At 59.5% G+C, this 15,222-nt stretch carries 17 protein-coding genes; 16 read left to right on the top strand and 1 reads right to left on the bottom strand.

From position 1 onward, the window contains the following. Positions 1 to 82 precede the first annotated feature (82 nt). The 12 genes from BMX59_RS21865 to BMX59_RS21805 all read left to right on the top strand — a co-directional run bounded on the left by BMX59_RS21865 (position 83) and on the right by BMX59_RS21805 (position 11,710). Entirely contained in the window at positions 83 to 1,603 is a 1,521-nt protein-coding gene (locus BMX59_RS21865) for an acetaldehyde dehydrogenase ExaC (RefSeq protein ID WP_093125664.1), read from the top strand. A gap of 118 nt (positions 1,604 to 1,721) precedes the next feature. Beyond that, on the top strand, positions 1,722 to 3,155 hold the full coding sequence (eat, locus tag BMX59_RS21860) for an ethanolamine permease (protein WP_092248114.1): 1,434 nt from the start codon (positions 1,722 to 1,724) through the stop codon (positions 3,153 to 3,155). A gap of 52 nt (positions 3,156 to 3,207) precedes the next feature. Further along, positions 3,208 to 4,602, top strand: a complete 1,395-nt coding sequence (locus BMX59_RS21855; protein ID WP_093125660.1) for an ethanolamine ammonia-lyase subunit EutB — start codon at positions 3,208 to 3,210, stop codon at positions 4,600 to 4,602. Further along, complete coding sequence (gene eutC / locus BMX59_RS21850; protein WP_093125655.1) at positions 4,599 to 5,432, top strand: ethanolamine ammonia-lyase subunit EutC; 834 nt, start codon at positions 4,599 to 4,601, stop codon at positions 5,430 to 5,432. Before BMX59_RS21855 ends, eutC begins: the two co-directional genes overlap by 4 nt. Positions 5,433 to 5,524: 92 nt before the next feature. After that, positions 5,525 to 5,983, top strand: coding sequence for a GNAT family N-acetyltransferase (locus tag BMX59_RS21845; protein ID WP_017735604.1), 459 nt, complete (start codon positions 5,525 to 5,527; stop codon positions 5,981 to 5,983). A 309-nt stretch (positions 5,984 to 6,292) separates the two neighbouring features. After that, a complete protein-coding gene (locus BMX59_RS21840) occupies positions 6,293 to 6,949 on the top strand; it encodes a DedA family protein (protein ID WP_028618093.1) in 657 nt (218 codons plus the stop codon). 6 nt (positions 6,950 to 6,955) lie between these two features. Further along, the gene (locus BMX59_RS21835) at positions 6,956 to 7,771 is read left to right on the top strand and encodes a M90 family metallopeptidase (protein ID WP_093125650.1); all 816 of its coding nucleotides are present in this window, start codon (positions 6,956 to 6,958) and stop codon (positions 7,769 to 7,771) included. Positions 7,772 to 7,880: 109 nt separating this feature from the next. Continuing rightward, positions 7,881 to 8,408 carry an inorganic diphosphatase gene (gene ppa, locus BMX59_RS21830; protein ID WP_003219382.1) on the top strand — a complete coding sequence of 176 codons (528 nt, stop codon included), beginning with the start codon at positions 7,881 to 7,883 and terminating at the stop codon, positions 8,406 to 8,408. A gap of 214 nt (positions 8,409 to 8,622) precedes the next feature. Beyond that, positions 8,623 to 9,399 carry a LexA family transcriptional regulator gene (locus BMX59_RS21825; RefSeq protein ID WP_093125647.1) on the top strand — a complete coding sequence of 259 codons (777 nt, stop codon included), beginning with the start codon at positions 8,623 to 8,625 and terminating at the stop codon, positions 9,397 to 9,399. A gap of 498 nt (positions 9,400 to 9,897) precedes the next feature. Beyond that, positions 9,898 to 10,530, top strand: coding sequence for an isochorismate family cysteine hydrolase YcaC (gene ycaC, locus BMX59_RS21815; protein WP_071489873.1), 633 nt, complete (start codon positions 9,898 to 9,900; stop codon positions 10,528 to 10,530). 149 nt (positions 10,531 to 10,679) lie between these two features. Beyond that, positions 10,680 to 11,246, top strand: a complete 567-nt coding sequence (locus BMX59_RS21810) for a hypothetical protein (RefSeq protein WP_093125643.1) — start codon at positions 10,680 to 10,682, stop codon at positions 11,244 to 11,246. Between the two features lie 29 nt (positions 11,247 to 11,275). Continuing rightward, the gene (locus BMX59_RS21805; protein WP_093125638.1) at positions 11,276 to 11,710 is read left to right on the top strand and encodes a hypothetical protein; all 435 of its coding nucleotides are present in this window, start codon (positions 11,276 to 11,278) and stop codon (positions 11,708 to 11,710) included. 15 nt (positions 11,711 to 11,725) lie between these two features. On the opposite strand, the gene BMX59_RS21800 is transcribed toward BMX59_RS21805, so the two are convergent. Further along, positions 11,726 to 12,757, bottom strand: coding sequence for a PDDEXK nuclease domain-containing protein (locus tag BMX59_RS21800; protein ID WP_093125633.1), 1,032 nt, complete (start codon positions 12,755 to 12,757; stop codon positions 11,726 to 11,728). A 186-nt stretch (positions 12,758 to 12,943) separates the two neighbouring features. Between BMX59_RS21800 and BMX59_RS21795 the strand changes: the two genes are divergently transcribed. From BMX59_RS21795 to ispA, 4 genes are all read left to right on the top strand, one after another. Next, a complete protein-coding gene (locus tag BMX59_RS21795) occupies positions 12,944 to 13,588 on the top strand; it encodes an NAD(P)H-dependent oxidoreductase (RefSeq protein ID WP_093125629.1) in 645 nt (214 codons plus the stop codon). After that, complete coding sequence (locus BMX59_RS21790; protein ID WP_071489868.1) at positions 13,527 to 13,904, top strand: MerR family transcriptional regulator; 378 nt, start codon at positions 13,527 to 13,529, stop codon at positions 13,902 to 13,904. Before BMX59_RS21795 ends, BMX59_RS21790 begins: the two co-directional genes overlap by 62 nt. 158 nt (positions 13,905 to 14,062) lie before the next feature. Then, positions 14,063 to 14,305, top strand: a complete 243-nt coding sequence (locus BMX59_RS21785) for an exodeoxyribonuclease VII small subunit (RefSeq protein ID WP_003176346.1) — start codon at positions 14,063 to 14,065, stop codon at positions 14,303 to 14,305. After that, positions 14,302 to 15,189 carry a (2E,6E)-farnesyl diphosphate synthase gene (gene ispA, locus BMX59_RS21780; protein WP_092250590.1) on the top strand — a complete coding sequence of 296 codons (888 nt, stop codon included), beginning with the start codon at positions 14,302 to 14,304 and terminating at the stop codon, positions 15,187 to 15,189. The genes BMX59_RS21785 and ispA overlap by 4 nt, the downstream gene beginning before the upstream one ends. Positions 15,190 to 15,222 lie beyond the last annotated feature (33 nt).

Raw genomic sequence — 15,222 nt, 5'->3', positions numbered from 1 at the left:
GTGGCCCAACCTTTGCTCTACGCTTATCAAGCGCTCGTTGCGCTGCGCTCCCAATAAACATAAAAGCCAGGAGATACCCACCATGCGTTACGCACACCCCGGTACTGAAGGCGCCATCGTTTCGTTCAAGGCCAAGTACGGCAACTACATCGGTGGCGAGTTCGTTGCACCGGTCGATGGCAACTATTTCACCAACACTTCGCCGGTCAACGGCAAGGCAATTGCTGAATTCCCGCGTTCCACCGCCAAAGACATCGACAAAGCCCTGGACGCCGCCCACGCCGCCGCCGACGCCTGGGGCAAGACCTCGGCCCAGGACCGTTCGCTGGTCCTGTTGAAAATCGCCGACCGCATCGAACAGAACCTCGAACTGCTGGCCATCACCGAAACCTGGGACAACGGCAAGGCCGTGCGTGAAACCCTCAACGCCGACATCCCGCTGGCGGCCGACCACTTCCGCTACTTCGCCGGCTGCATTCGCGCCCAGGAAGGCACCAGCGCCGAGATCAACGAACACACCGCCTCCTACCACTTCCACGAACCGCTGGGCGTGGTTGGCCAGATCATCCCGTGGAACTTCCCGCTGCTGATGGCCGCGTGGAAACTCGCCCCGGCGCTGGCCGCCGGTAACTGTGTGGTGCTCAAGCCTGCCGAGCAAACCCCGCTGGGCATCAACGTGCTGCTGGAAGTGATCGGCGACCTGCTGCCACCGGGCGTGCTGAACGTGGTGCACGGTTTCGGCAAGGAAGCCGGCGAAGCCCTGGCGACCAGCAAGCGCATCGCCAAGATTGCCTTCACCGGCTCCACCCCGGTGGGTTCGCACATCATGCATGCGGCGGCCGAGAACATTATTCCGTCGACTGTTGAGCTGGGCGGCAAGTCGCCGAACATCTTCTTCGCCGACATCATGAAAGCCGAACCTTCGTTCATCGAAAAAGCAGCCGAAGGCCTGGTGCTGGCGTTCTTCAACCAGGGCGAAGTGTGCACCTGCCCTTCCCGTGCACTGGTGGAAGAATCGATCTACGACGACTTCATGAAAGTGGTGATGAAGAAGATCGAGTCGATCAAACGCGGCGACCCGCTGGATACCGACACCATGGTCGGCGCCCAGGCGTCCGAGCAGCAGTTCGACAAGATCCTGTCCTACCTGGAAATCGCCAAGGGCGAAGGCGCGCAGTTGCTGACCGGCGGCAAGGTCGAGAAGCTTAGCGGCGACATGGCCGGCGGCTATTACATCCAGCCGACCCTGCTCAAGGGCACCAACGAGATGCGTGTGTTCCAGGAAGAAATCTTCGGCCCGGTGGTGAGCATCACCACTTTCAAGGACGAAGCCGAAGCCCTGGCGATTGCCAACGACACCGAGTTCGGCCTGGGCGCCGGTGTGTGGACCCGCGACATCAACCGCGCCTACCGCATGGGCCGCGCGATCAAGGCGGGCCGCGTGTGGACCAACTGCTACCACCTGTACCCGGCCCATGCCGCGTTCGGTGGTTACAAGAAGTCCGGCGTTGGCCGTGAAACCCACAAGATGATGTTGGATCACTACCAGCAGACCAAGAACTTGCTGGTGAGCTACGACATTAATCCGCTGGGCTTCTTCTAATTACCCCCTCGCACATTTGAAATGCAATCAAATGTGGGAGGGGCTTATCTCCTCCCACATTTTGCGTTCGACACAAAGACGCCAAATTAAAAACAATAAGAATGAAAGGTACTTTCCCATGCCTAGCGAACCGACTGGATCTTCTGTCGACTTCGAAAAAGTCGACTCCCAATACTTCCAACAACGCGAACTGAAAAAAGGCGCCGCCGGCTGGGTACTGCTGGTCGGCCTTGGCGTCGCCTACGTGATCTCCGGCGACTACGCCGGCTGGAACTTCGGCCTGGCCCAAGGTGGCTGGGGCGGGATGTTCCTGGCCACATTGCTGATGGCCACCATGTACCTGTGCATGTGTTTTTCCCTGGCCGAGCTGTCTTCCATGATCCCCACCGCCGGCGGTGGCTACGGCTTCGCCCGCAGCGCCTTTGGTCCCTGGGGCGGGTTTCTCACCGGCACCGCGATCCTGATCGAATACGCCATCGCCCCCGCCGCCATCGCGGTGTTTATCGGCGCGTATTGCGAGTCGCTGTTCGGCATTGGCGGCTGGATGATTTACCTGGCGTTCTACATCATCTTTATCGGCATCCACATCTTGGGTGTCGGCGAAGCCTTGAAGCTGATGTTCGTGATTACCGCCGTGGCTGCGATTGCCCTGGGCGTGTTCCTGGTGTCGATGGTGCCGCACTTCAGTGTCGCCAACCTGCTGGACATCCCGGTGACCGAGGCCAAGGGTGCCAGCACCTTCCTGCCGTTCGGCTATGTGGGTGTGTGGGCGGCAATCCCCTATGCCATCTGGTTTTTCCTGGCCGTCGAGGGCGTGCCGCTGGCCGCCGAAGAAACCAAGAACCCCAAGCGCGACCTGCCGCGCGGCCTGATTGGCGCCATTGTGGTGCTGACCAGTTTTGCCCTGCTGATCCTGGTAATAGCACCGGGCGGCGCCGGCACGTACGCGTTGATCAAGTCCGGCAACCCGCTGGTGGAGGCGCTGGCCTTGTCCTATGGCGGCTCGACCTGGATGGGCAGCTTCGTCAATCTGGTAGGCCTGGCGGGCCTGATCGCCAGCTTTTTCTCGATCATCTACGCCTATTCGCGACAAATCTTCGCGCTGTCGCGTGCCGGCTACCTGCCACGCAAACTGTCCGAGACCAACAAAAGCAAGGCGCCCGTGCTGGCGTTGGTGATCCCCGGCATCATCGGCTTTGGCCTGTCGCTGACCGGCCAGGGTGACCTGCTGATCCTGGTGGCGGTGTTTGGCGCGACCATTTCCTACGTGCTGATGATGGCCGCGCACATCACCCTGCGCATCCGTCGCCCCAAAATGGACCGTCCGTACCGCACGCCGGGCGGCGTCTTCACCTCCGGCGTTGCCCTCGTGCTGGCCTGCGTGGCCGTGGTAGCGGGCTTTCTGGTGGATCCACGGGTGGTGATTGGCGCCGCGATCATCTATGGAGTATTAATTGCTTACTTTGCTTTCTACAGCCGGCATCACTTGGTAGCGGGCACGCCCGAAGAGGAATTCGCGGCGATCCAGGCCGCAGAGGCCGCCTTGCACTGATAGCCGTAAACCTCGACGCAGGCGCGTGCCTGCGTCGCCAAGGAGACACTGTATGGCAAGTTTTTCCCACGCGGTGGGTGCACAGACCTACCGCTTCGACAGCCTCAAGGACGTGATGGCCAAGGCCAGCCCCGCACGCTCCGGTGACTTTCTCGCCGGCGTCGCCGCACAGAACGACGGTGAACGCGTGGCGGCGCAGATGGCGTTGGCGAATATCCCGCTCAAACACTTCCTCGACGAAGTGCTGATCCCCTATGAAAGCGATGAAGTCACCCGACTGATCATCGACACCCACGATAAACAGGCGTTTAGCGTGGTCAGCCACCTGACCGTCGGCGGCTTGCGCGACTGGCTGCTCAGCGACGCGGCCGATGAACATTCCCTACGCGCCCTGGCGCCAGGGCTGACACCGGAAATGGCCGCCGCCGTGTCGAAGATCATGCGTGTGCAGGACCTGGTGCTGGTGGCGCAGAAGATCCGCGTGGTCACGCAGTTTCGCGGCACCCTGGGCCTGCGCGGGCGCTTGTCCACGCGGCTGCAGCCCAACCATCCTACAGATGAGCCGGCCGGCATCGCCGCGAGCATTCTCGATGGCCTGTTGTACGGCAACGGCGACGCCATGATCGGCATCAACCCGGCCACCGACAGCATCGCCTCGATCTGCGCCATGCTGGAGATGCTCGACGCGATCATCCAACGCTATGAAATCCCCACCCAGGCCTGCGTGCTGACCCACGTCACCACCTCCATCGAAGCGATCAACCGTGGCGTGCCGCTGGACCTGGTGTTCCAGTCGATTGCCGGCACCGAGGCGGCCAACGCCAGCTTCGGCATCAGCCTGAGTGTGCTGCAGGAAGGTTACGAAGCAGGCCTGAGCCTCAATCGCGGCACATTGGGCCAGAACCTGATGTACTTCGAAACCGGCCAGGGCAGTGCCCTGTCGGCCAACGCGCACTTTGGCGTCGACCAGCAAACCTGCGAAACCCGCGCCTACGCGGTGGCGCGACATTTCAAACCATTTTTGGTGAATACCGTCGTAGGCTTTATCGGCCCCGAGTACCTGTACAACGGCAAGCAGATCATCCGCGCCGGCCTCGAAGACCACTTCTGCGGCAAGCTGCTCGGCGTGCCGATGGGTTGCGACATCTGTTACACCAACCACGCCGAAGCCGACCAGGACGACATGGACACTCTGCTGACCCTGCTGGGTGTGGCCGGGATCAACTTCATCATGGGCATTCCCGGCTCCGACGACATCATGCTCAACTACCAGACCACCTCGTTCCACGACGCCTTGTACGCCCGCCAGACCCTGGGCTTGAAGCCAGCGCCGGAGTTTGAGCAGTGGCTGGCGAAAATGGGCATCTTTACGCAAGCCGACGGCAAGGTGCACTTCGGCAACAGCCTGCCACCGGCGTTTCGCCAAGCCTTGGCGCAATTGGGATGAAGGAGCCGCCTGTGCAACTCGACCTGCCTGACAACCCTTGGCTGGAACTGCGCCGCCTGACGCCAGCCCGAATAGCCCTGGGCCGCACCGGCACCAGCATCCCCACTAACGCGCAGCTGGATTTCCAGTTTGCCCACGCCCAGGCGCGGGATGCGGTGCACTTGCCCTTCGACCATGCGGGCCTGCGCGGTCAGTTGGCCGAACGCGGGCGTGACAGCCTGTTGCTGCACAGTGCTGCCACTGACCGTCACCTCTACCTGCAACGCCCGGACCTGGGGCGGCGCCTGAGCGATGAGTCAGCCCAGTTGCTGCGCGATCATGCATCGGCCAACCCCGGCGGCGTGGACTTGGCGGTGGTGGTCGCTGATGGCCTGTCGGCACTGGCGGTGCATAAACACACCTTGCCGTTTCTGACGCGCCTGGAAGAACAGAGCAGCGCAGACGGTTGGTCCTTGTCGCCGGTCATCCTGGTGGAACAGGGCCGCGTGGCGGTGGCGGATGAAGTGGGCCAGTTGCTCGGGGCCAAGATGACCGTCATTCTGATCGGCGAACGGCCCGGCCTCAGCTCGCCGGACAGCCTGGGCCTGTATTTCACCTACAACCCCAAGGTCGGCCTCACCGACGCCTACCGCAACTGCATCTCCAATGTGCGCCTGGAAGGCCTGAGCTACGGCATGGCCGCCCACCGCCTGCTTTACTTGATGCGAGAGGCGTGTCGCCGGCAGCTGTCGGGGGTCAGTCTCAAGGATGAGGCGCAGGTGCAGACCCTCGAGTCGGATGATCCGGACCTGATGAAAGGCAATTTCCTGCTCAGTTCACCGGATGACTGAACGCTGCACGATTGCGCTTTTTCACGCCATTAGGCAGCATCGAGTCACGGCCGCTTGTGTGGTCATCCCCCATTTGGAAGTTGAGGCCTGGCATGCGGATTACTCAAGCGACCCTGGAACACCTGGACCTGTTGACCCCGCTGTTCGTCAAATACCGTGAGTTCTACGGGGCGTTGCCGTTCCCGGATTCGTCGCGGGCCTTCCTGGAGAAGCGCCTGCGGCGCAAGGAGTCGGTGATCTACCTGGCCCTGGCGGATGATGATGACAAGAAGCTGCTGGGGTTTTGCCAGCTGTACCCGAGCTTTTCGTCGCTGTCGCTCAAGCGGGTGTGGATCCTCAATGACATCTATGTGGCTGAAGACGCCCGCCGGCAATTGGTGGCGGACAACCTGATGCGCACGGCGAAGAAAATGGCCAAGGAGACCCACGCGGTGCGACTGCGCGTGTCGACCAGCAGCGACAACGAAGTGGCGCAGAAGACCTATGAGTCCATTGGGTTTCGGGAAGACACGGAGTTCAAGAACTACGTGTTGCCGATCAGTGAGGATTGATCGCGGTAGCCCAAACACCTCAAATCTACTGTGGGAGGGGGCTTGCCCCCGATAGCAGTGTGCCAGTCAGCCAATTTTTAACTGGCACTGCCTCATCGGGGGCAAGCCCCCTCCCACATTTAGCCCTGCAGCACTTGCAAGCCCGAGTACCACGACATCCTTCGCTACAAAACCAACACGCTTTTCACCTTCCAATCCGTATAATGCGGACCTTTCAGGGTTGTAAGAAATGCGGCATACACTTGTAGCCTTATTACCCGAGCTTCCGCACAGGCCTGCTGAGCCGGGCCATTCACACAGGTGCCATCCATGGATTTCAACCCGCTCGACCTTATCCTGCATCTCGACGTCTACCTCGACCTGCTGGTAACCAATTACGGTCCGTGGATCTACGCCATTCTGTTCCTTGTCATCTTTTGCGAAACCGGCCTGGTGGTCATGCCGTTCCTGCCAGGCGATTCATTGCTGTTCATCGCCGGCGCAGTCGCTGCGGGTGGTGGCATGGACCCGGTGCTGTTGGCCGGCCTGCTGATGCTGGCGGCAATCCTCGGCGACAGCACCAACTATGTGATCGGGCGAACGGCCGGGGAGCGCTTGTTCAGCAACCCGAACTCGAAGATCTTCCGTCGCGACTACCTGCAAAAGACCCACGACTTCTACGACAAACATGGCGGCAAAACCGTGACCCTGGCGCGCTTCCTGCCGATCCTGCGCACGTTCGCGCCGTTCGTTGCCGGCATCGCGAAAATGCCCTACCCGCGCTTCTTCGGCTTCAGCGTATTCGGCACCATCCTCTGGGTCGGCGGCCTGGTAACCCTGGGCTATTTCTTCGGCAATGTGCCGTTCATCAAGAAAAATCTGTCGCTGCTGGTGGTGTTCATCATCCTGCTGTCGCTCGTGCCGATGATCATTGGGGTGTTCCGCAGCCGGTTTGGCCGCACATCCTCCGAAGCCAAGCCGCAGTAACCTGCGATGTGGTCCCTCAGCGCCTGGCGTCGCCGGCGCTTGCTGGCCAAACACCCGATTGCCGATGACACCTGGCAACGGGTGCGCCATCACCTGACCTTCCTCGACGGCATCAGCACCGAGCAGGACCAGTGGCTGCGCGAAGCCTGCGTGCTGTTCCTCGCCGAAAAACACCTGACCGCCCTGCCCGGCGTCGAATTGCATCAGGAACAACGCCTGCTGCTCGCCGCCCAGGCGCAATTGCCGCTGATGAACCTGGGCGACCTCGACTGGTACCAGGGCTTCCACGAAATCGTGCTGTACCCCGACGACTTCCTCAGCCCCCAGCGTCACCGCGACAGCAGCGGCGTCGAACACGAGTGGGACGGCGAACACAGCGGCGAAGCCTGGCAGCAAGGCCCGGTGATCCTCGCCTGGCCCGGCGTGTTGGCCAGCGGCCAGTGGGAAGGCTACAACCTGGTCATCCACGAACTGGCCCACAAGCTCGACATGCTCAACGGCGACGCCAACGGCCTGCCACCGCTGCACCATGACATGCGCGTGCAGGAGTGGGCCAGCGTGATGCAGAGCGCCTACGACGATCTCAATCGCCAACTCGATGCCAACCCGGACGCCGAAACCGAGATCGACCCCTACGCCGCCGAAAACCCCGCTGAATTCTTTGCCGTCACCAGCGAATATTTTTTCAGCGCCCCGGATTTGCTGGTCAGCAGTTATCCACAGGTGTACGCCCAACTCAGCCTCTTTTATCGCCAGGATCCCCTGGCCCGCCTCAGTCAACTGCAAGCCAGCGACCCGCGCTATCAGCCACAGGGCGAATGACCGTACGACGTCTGGCGCATGGCATCGGCGTCAGAATGTGCCTATAATCGCCGCCACTTTTAGGCCAATCCGGCCATGTTTCATGGCCAATTAACGGGGGCAACGCCCAATGAGCTACAGCAAGATTCCGGCTGGCAAAGACCTGCCGAACGACATCTACGTCGCCATCGAGATTCCGGCCAACCACGCGCCGATCAAATACGAAATCGACAAAGACAGCGACTGCCTGTTCGTTGACCGTTTCATGGCCACCCCGATGTTCTACCCGGCCAACTACGGTTTTATCCCCAACACGCTGGCTGACGACGGTGACCCCCTCGACGTGCTGGTGGTAACCCCTTACCCGGTGACCCCAGGCTCCGTTATCCGTGCGCGTCCAGTCGGCATCCTGAACATGACCGACGACGGCGGCGGCGACGCTAAAGTGATCGCGGTTCCACACGACAAGCTGTCCCAGCTGTACGTGGACGTGAAGGAATACACCGACCTGCCGCCACTGTTGCTGGAGCAGATCAAACACTTCTTCGAGAACTACAAAGACCTCGAAAAAGGCAAATGGGTGAAGATCGACGGTTGGGGCAACGCAGACGCCGCCCGCGCCGAGATCCTGAAGTCGGTTGCCGCCTACAAAGGCTGATACCCGCTCCTCATTGCCCCGGCAATTGAAAAAGCCCCGATTATTCGGGGCTTTTTTTGTGGGAAAAATTAAACGAAAAGTTCAATAATTTATAAATAACGTTTAATTCAAATCAAAATTCGAAGTATCAGGCTACAACTAAGTAAATCCCTACAAGCGCAACTCAACGCATGGTTTATTTGATCTGTAATTCCGCCCAGTAAACTCTGCGTTTATGAATACATCAGGTGATCGTTTAAAAGCGCTACTACAGGAAGTTCATCTTTCCGCCTCCGACTTCGCCAAGAACCGCGGTGTCACGCCCCAGCACGTGAACAACTGGTTCAAGCGCGGTGTACCCATGGGCCGACTCAACGAGATCGCAGAACTGCTGTGCGTCTCCAGCCGTTGGCTGCGCACCGGCGAAGGCCCCAAACACCCACCGGCCAACTTCCTGCTGGATGGCCCGAGCTCACGAAAAGGACTGCCCACCACCCGCGAAGGAAGCGGCAAATACCTCACAGGCCCCGCCTGCCTCCCGGAAAAAACCGACGTGGAGATCGATCTCCACCCTTCATTCACCTCCAACGAGCGCATCCGCCTCTCGCTGCACACCCTTCAGGCCCTGAGCGTAAACCCCGACCGCGCTTTGGGCGCCTACATGGTCGACAACAGCATGATCGACATCATCCAACAAGGCGCCACCCTCGCCATCGACCGAGGCCGCACGCAAATCATCGACGGCGAGATCTACGCGGTAGAACACGACGGCATGCTGCGCATCAAATACCTCTACAACAGGCCCGGCGGAGGTTTGCGCATGCGCAGTCACAATGCCGGCGAGCATCCCGACGAATACCTCACCTACGAACAACGCTTTGAGCAGAACTTCCAGATTGTGGGGTGGGTATTCTGGTGGTCCACCCTGAATAACCGCCGCCCGCCCGTGCCACTGGATGAGCATCTGTTGGACTGGGAAGGCTCTAAATCGGATCCGGAGGTGGGCAACTGAGGTGAATATGGGTATCATGCGCCGCACATTTGGCAGGGGGTGGCTTTACGCTATCCACCTTGCCTGGCGAAGCGGAGGAGTTCCCGCGGATGCCCCTACTATTCAGCCAGACGTGTTGTGGGCTGAGCGATTTGAAGGCTGGTGAGGTTTGTCAAAAACAAGCTGAGGCAGTCCCCGAGAAGCCGGCCACAAGCCGGCTTTTTAATGCCCGTGAAAATCCCAATTCAATTGTCCAACAAGCTGCTGGACAATTGAATGACCAAAAGCGGGCGGCTTACAGTCCGATTCGCCATCCTGTTCGCCATCTCCATCAAATACATCACCGCCCTCTGCGGCGCACCCAGCGGCTCCCCAAGCACCTTAGACGCAGCCACTATTGTCCCCTGTGAGTTGACGGTATTACCGGTTTCACCCGATTTATCCCCCACAGACCACCCATTAATCTGTGCCCATGTTGAACGCAACGCCCAACCAACCTGAACAAAAAAGGATTCAACCATGAGCACTGCAACCTACAACCGCTTGAACAAAGACGACGCCGTCGTCCTGCTGGTCGACCACCAGACCGGCCTGATTTCTCTGGTACAGGACTTCTCGCCCAACGAGTTCAAGAACAACGTGCTCGCCCTGGCTGACCTGGCCAAGTTCTTCAACCTGCCGACCATCCTCACCACCAGCTTCGAGCAAGGCCCCAATGGCCCGCTGGTGCCGGAACTGAAAGAGATGTTCCCGGACGCGCCCTACATCGCCCGCCCTGGTCAGATCAATGCGTGGGATAACGAAGACTTCGTCAAGGCGATCAAGGCCACTGGCCGTAAGCAGATCATCATTGCCGGCGTGGTCACCGATGTGTGCGTAGCGTTCCCGACCCTGTCGGCGCTGGCGGAAGGGTTTGAGGTGTTTGTGGTGACCGATGCGTCGGGCACGTTCAATACCACGGTGCAGCAGGCGGCGTGGAGCCGGATGACGCAAGCAGGTGCGCAGTTGATGAACTGGTTCTCGGTGGCGTGTGAGCTGCACCGCGACTGGCGCAACGATATCGAAGGCCTGGGGAATCTGTTGTCCCAGCGCATTCCCAACTATCGCAACTTGATGAATGGGTATGCGGCGTTGACGGCGCGTAAGGACTAATTCAACCGCTGCACACACTAAGCCTGCCTTGAAACGCAGGCTTTTTTGGTTAACTAGCAATGCGCCATTAGCACACTCGCCCTAATTGAGACGGCACCGCCTCACCACTAAAGTCCTTCGCTTATTTCGAGTCTCAAGGAAGGACGCTATTGAATACCTTAACCAAAATCGGGCGCTGCCTGGCACTGTTGCCCATTTTGCTGACCAGCACACCGTCGGTATTGGCCGATGAAGAAACACCGATCGGCGACTGGTCGATCATCTACGGCAGCGGTCGGGCCCATAAAAACGTGATGTATGTGGCCGATCGCACTTCGGTGGTGCCGTCGAACCACAACAAGGGCGCAAAACTGGTGGCCGTCACGGTGGTGTATGAAGAACCGGGCAAGCCCATGATCGATGTGTACAACATCGAAGTGCAGTGCTCCACGCGCAAGCTGCGCTTTCTTAACGGGCAGTCGGTTGCGCCATTTTCCTACACCCTTACGCACTTGAAGGTCTCCAACACGTGGCAGACGCCGAAGGAGTTCTGGCTCGACCGCACGCTCGCGTATGTCTGCGAACCGGGCAAGAGCAAGGACACCATCGCCATGGGCAAGATGACCCACCTGCAGATGATCCAGACCACCAAGGCCATGTTCCAGCAATTGGGGCCGACTCAGGAGAAGAGCCAGATGATCGATGACCTCGACGACATGCTGGGCAACAAGCGCTGAGCAACACTCACCTACAAGAAGGATTCACCATGCCTACATTGACAAGGCTGTTGCTGGCTGGGCTTTTGTTGCCCGCAGTGCTGTTTATCAACGGGTGCCACCTGATTGCACAATCGCGCTGGGAAGGCCGGGACGTGCAAGAGGCGTTGGATTTGTTCGGCAAGCCCGACTCGATGAAAAAGCAGAATGCGCCCAATGGCGACACGCAGGTGGTGATGACCTGGCACAAATCCTCTTCATGGACGACCACTGAAGCCGCCGGAACTTCAATGAATCACACCGGGAACGGGATGGTGTACACGGAGTATTACCAGCAGGTCGGACACAGTTCGGATTGCAAGCTGGAAGCCACGGTGGATAAGACGAAGAAGATCGTGCTGTTCAGGATTGAGGATGGCCGGATCCTGCATGGCAAATGCCTGAATGTGCCATTTGTGCCGGGGTATATTCCGCCGGGCTTTTGAGGCTATCAGTCGGTTTTAACCCGCCAGTTCCCGCTCGATCTGCTCGATGCTTGGCAGGCTGGTTCGCAGCTCTGCGGGCAACGACTCAACCAGTTGATATTCCGCTACACCAATCGGCCGATTGTTATCGCGCAACGCATACTCGGCGACGACTTCGTTCTTGCTCTTGCACAACAGCAGGCCGATGGTGGGCCCGTCTTGTGGATGTTTAAGCTGGGCATCGACGGCAGCCAGATAAAAGCTGAGTTTCCCCAGATGCTCGGGTTTGAACTTGCCGGCTTTCAGTTTGATGACCACGTAGCAGCGTAGCTTCACGTGATAGAACAGCAGGTCGACAAAGAACTCATCGCCTCCGACATCCAACAGTACTTGCTGGCCGACAAAGGCGAAACCGGCGCCCAGCTCCAACAAAAAGTCGGTGACGTGCTTGATCAAGGCGTTTTCTATGTCGCGCTCCTGCGCGTCCAGGGCCAGGCTGAGGAAGTCAAATCGGTAAGGGTCTTTCAGCGACTCACGCGCCAGGTCGGATTGCGGTTTGGGCAGGTGGGTCTCGAAGTTGCTGACCGCCTTGCCACTGCGCTCCAACAAGCGGTTTTCGATGTGCATCACCAGCGAGTTACGCGACCAGTTGTTCTCTATCGCCTGGGCTATGTACCAGCGGCGGGTTTCGGGGCCGGGGAGTTTGTCCAGTAATGCCAAATGGTGATACCAGGGCAATTGTGCAAGCACCTCTTGCACAAATTCAGCATCTGGCCACGCCTCGGCAAAAGCACGCATGTACTTGAGATTACGCGGCGAAAAACCCTTCATTCGGGGAAAGGCCGCACGCAGATCCTGGGCAAGTCGATCAATGACTTTGCTGTCCCAACCCTGCTCCGCCTGGCGGGTCAAAATGTCGTGGTCAATCTGCCAATAGAGCAACACCAATTCCCGATTCACCGCCAGTGTTGCGCGCTGTTGCGCCGCATGAATACGGCCTTTCAGGTCGGTCAGCCAGTCACTGTAGCCCGCTGGTGGTGCGGTCAAGCCGATACAGGGTTCGCTCATGCCATGTCACTCTGGAGTTTTGAGGCAGGCTAGTCAGGCGCATTGACGGTCACAAGGGGCGAAGGTCGTTCCAGGAAGGCCCCTTCAATAACCACAGAAACGTCCTGCTGGCCATTGCGGACTACTGACTTGACTCTCCCCTATACAGCAGCCTTTACCCTGGAACACCCTGTTCAGGACCTCCCCATGACCCCGCGTACCCTGGTGATCCTCGGCCATCCTTCCGCCTCCAGCTTTTGTTCAGCCCTGGCCGATACCTACATCCAGGCGGCAAAAACCGCCGGCCATGAAGTACGTGTCGTACGCTTGGGCGACCTGGCTTTCGACCCCGTCCTTCATCACGGTTACACCCAGATTCAGCCGCTGGAGCCCGACCTGCTCAGCGCGCAATCCGACATCCTCTGGGCCACTCACCTGACATTTGTTTTCCCGATCTGGTGGGGTGGCATCCCGGCGTTGATGAAGGGCTTTATCGACCGAATCTTCTTACCCGGTTTTGCCTTTAAATACCGAGCGGGCAGGGCTTTTCCTGACAAACTGCTCCACGGCCGAACGGCACATTTACTGGTGACCCTGGACACGCCGCCATGGTATTACCGTTGGTTCTATCGCATGCCGGGCATTCACCAGATGCGCAAGACCACGCTGGGGCTTTGTGGTGTCAAGACTGCAAAGACACTGCTGTTCGGGCCGGTGCTGGGCTCCACTGCGGCGCAGCGGGATACATGGCTGAAACAGGCCGGCGCTTTAACGGAAAAAAGGAGTTTTCATGTACATCGGCAAAGCCGCGCAGTTGTCGGGCACGACCATCAAGGCGATTCGTCACTATGAGGCGATCGGACTGCTGCCAGAACCGCGGCGTCAGGGCCAATACCGGGTCTATTCGGCGCAGAACGTTGAGCTGTTGATGTTTATCAAGTGCGCGCAGCAATTGGGGTTCAAGCTCAAGGAGTTGCAGGAGATTCTTGCAGGTCACGTAGGCGATGTATTGCCCTGGGAGCGGGCGGACCAGGCAATCGCAGACAAGAAGCAGGAACTAGCCCTGAAAATTGCCGCGCTACAGGAAATGCACGTGGGATTGCAGACATTTGAAGCACAGTTGAAAACATCACAAGAACAATGCTCGTCAATGGCGCAAAGATCCTGACCGGCGGTGAGCCGAATAAAATGGGTATACGGCTCATTTGATGAGCCGAATAGGGCGCTTATTCGGCTCACCGCCTGAACACCCTCCCCCGCTCATTTGCCCAGAATCCCCATGTCTGCTAGTGTCCCGCCGGTTTACCGTCTACCGGAATAGCCGCCATGGCCCGCAAAAAAGTTGCACTCGATTTCGAACAATCCCTCGCCGACCTGCAAACCCTGGTCGAGCGGCTGGAGAACGGCGAGTTGTCGCTGGAAGACTCGCTGACGGCGTTTGAGCAAGGCATCGGCCTGACCCGTGACTGCCAGAGCGCGCTGGCGCAGGCGGAGCAGAAGGTGCAGGTGTTGCTGGAACGTGACGGGGAGTTGGCCGAAGAACCTTTCGATGCGGAACAGCCCGAATGATCGACGCGTATCAGGCCAGTAGCCAAGCCCGGGTCAATGCGGCGTTGGAACCCTTGTTTGTTGCGCCAAGCCCCGAACTCAAGCGTCTTTATGAAGCCATGCGCTACAGCGTGATGAATGGCGGCAAGCGCGTGCGTCCGTTGCTGGCCTATGCAGCGTGCGAAGCCTTGGGCGCAGACGCCGAACAGGCCAACGGCGCGGCCTGTGCGGTGGAGTTGATCCACGCCTACTCCCTGGTGCATGACGATTTGCCGGCGATGGACGACGACGATTTGCGTCGCGGCCAGCCCACCACCCACAAAGCCTTCGATGAAGCCTGCGCGATCCTCGCCGGTGATGGCCTGCAAAGCCTGGCGTTCAGCGCACTGCTGGACCCGGCATTGAGCAGCGTGAATGCCGAGATCCGCTTGCGCATGGTCACCGCCCTGGCGATGGCGGCAGGCCCGGCCGGCATGGTCGGCGGCCAGGCCATCGACCTCGGCTCGGTCGGCCGGAAGCTTGATCAACAGGCGCTGGAATACATGCACCGCCACAAGACCGGTGCCCTGATCGAAGCTGCCGTACACCTGGGAGCACTTGCCAGCGGGCGGGCCGAAGCCGCTCAGTTGGCCGCGCTGAAGACCTACGCGCGGGCCATTGGCCTGGCATTCCAGGTGCAGGACGACATTCTCGACGTAGAAAGTGACACCGCCACCCTGGGCAAACGCCAGGGCGCCGATATCGCTCGGGACAAACCGACTTATCCTGCGCTGCTCGGGCTGCAAGCCGCCAAGGCCTATGCCCTGGAACTGCGCGACCAGGCCCTGGATGCCCTGCGACCTTTCGACGCGGCGGCCGAGCCACTGCGTGACCTGGCGCGGTATATCGTCGAACGTCGGCACTGATAACGGCGGCCTTTGCGGCCGCATATCGGCCAA

It is taken from the genome of Pseudomonas sp. NFR09 (genome assembly GCF_900111535.1).
GTDB classification, from domain to species: Bacteria; Pseudomonadota; Gammaproteobacteria; order Pseudomonadales; family Pseudomonadaceae; genus Aquipseudomonas; species Aquipseudomonas extremorientalis.
This window is presented reverse-complemented; position numbering and strand designations above follow the sequence as displayed.

Excerpts from the sequence above, each read along its gene's own strand:
- BMX59_RS21865 (WP_093125664.1), top strand. The coding sequence starts at position 83 with ATGCGTTACGCACACCCCGGTACTGAAGGCGCCATCGTTTCGTTCAAG.
- eat (WP_092248114.1), top strand. The coding sequence starts at position 1,722 with ATGCCTAGCGAACCGACTGGATCTTCTGTCGACTTCGAAAAAGTCGAC.
- BMX59_RS21855 (WP_093125660.1), top strand. The coding sequence starts at position 3,208 with ATGGCAAGTTTTTCCCACGCGGTGGGTGCACAGACCTACCGCTTCGAC.
- eutC (WP_093125655.1), top strand. The coding sequence starts at position 4,599 with ATGAAGGAGCCGCCTGTGCAACTCGACCTGCCTGACAACCCTTGGCTG.
- BMX59_RS21845 (WP_017735604.1), top strand. The coding sequence starts at position 5,525 with ATGCGGATTACTCAAGCGACCCTGGAACACCTGGACCTGTTGACCCCG.
- BMX59_RS21840 (WP_028618093.1), top strand. The coding sequence starts at position 6,293 with ATGGATTTCAACCCGCTCGACCTTATCCTGCATCTCGACGTCTACCTC.
- BMX59_RS21835 (WP_093125650.1), top strand. The coding sequence starts at position 6,956 with ATGTGGTCCCTCAGCGCCTGGCGTCGCCGGCGCTTGCTGGCCAAACAC.
- ppa (WP_003219382.1), top strand. The coding sequence starts at position 7,881 with ATGAGCTACAGCAAGATTCCGGCTGGCAAAGACCTGCCGAACGACATC.
- BMX59_RS21825 (WP_093125647.1), top strand. The coding sequence starts at position 8,623 with ATGAATACATCAGGTGATCGTTTAAAAGCGCTACTACAGGAAGTTCAT.
- ycaC (WP_071489873.1), top strand. The coding sequence starts at position 9,898 with ATGAGCACTGCAACCTACAACCGCTTGAACAAAGACGACGCCGTCGTC.
- BMX59_RS21805 (WP_093125638.1), top strand. The coding sequence starts at position 11,276 with ATGCCTACATTGACAAGGCTGTTGCTGGCTGGGCTTTTGTTGCCCGCA.
- BMX59_RS21800 (WP_093125633.1), bottom strand. The coding sequence starts at position 12,757 with ATGAGCGAACCCTGTATCGGCTTGACCGCACCACCAGCGGGCTACAGT.
- BMX59_RS21795 (WP_093125629.1), top strand. The coding sequence starts at position 12,944 with ATGACCCCGCGTACCCTGGTGATCCTCGGCCATCCTTCCGCCTCCAGC.
- BMX59_RS21790 (WP_071489868.1), top strand. The coding sequence starts at position 13,527 with ATGTACATCGGCAAAGCCGCGCAGTTGTCGGGCACGACCATCAAGGCG.
- BMX59_RS21785 (WP_003176346.1), top strand. The coding sequence starts at position 14,063 with ATGGCCCGCAAAAAAGTTGCACTCGATTTCGAACAATCCCTCGCCGAC.
- ispA (WP_092250590.1), top strand. The coding sequence starts at position 14,302 with ATGATCGACGCGTATCAGGCCAGTAGCCAAGCCCGGGTCAATGCGGCG.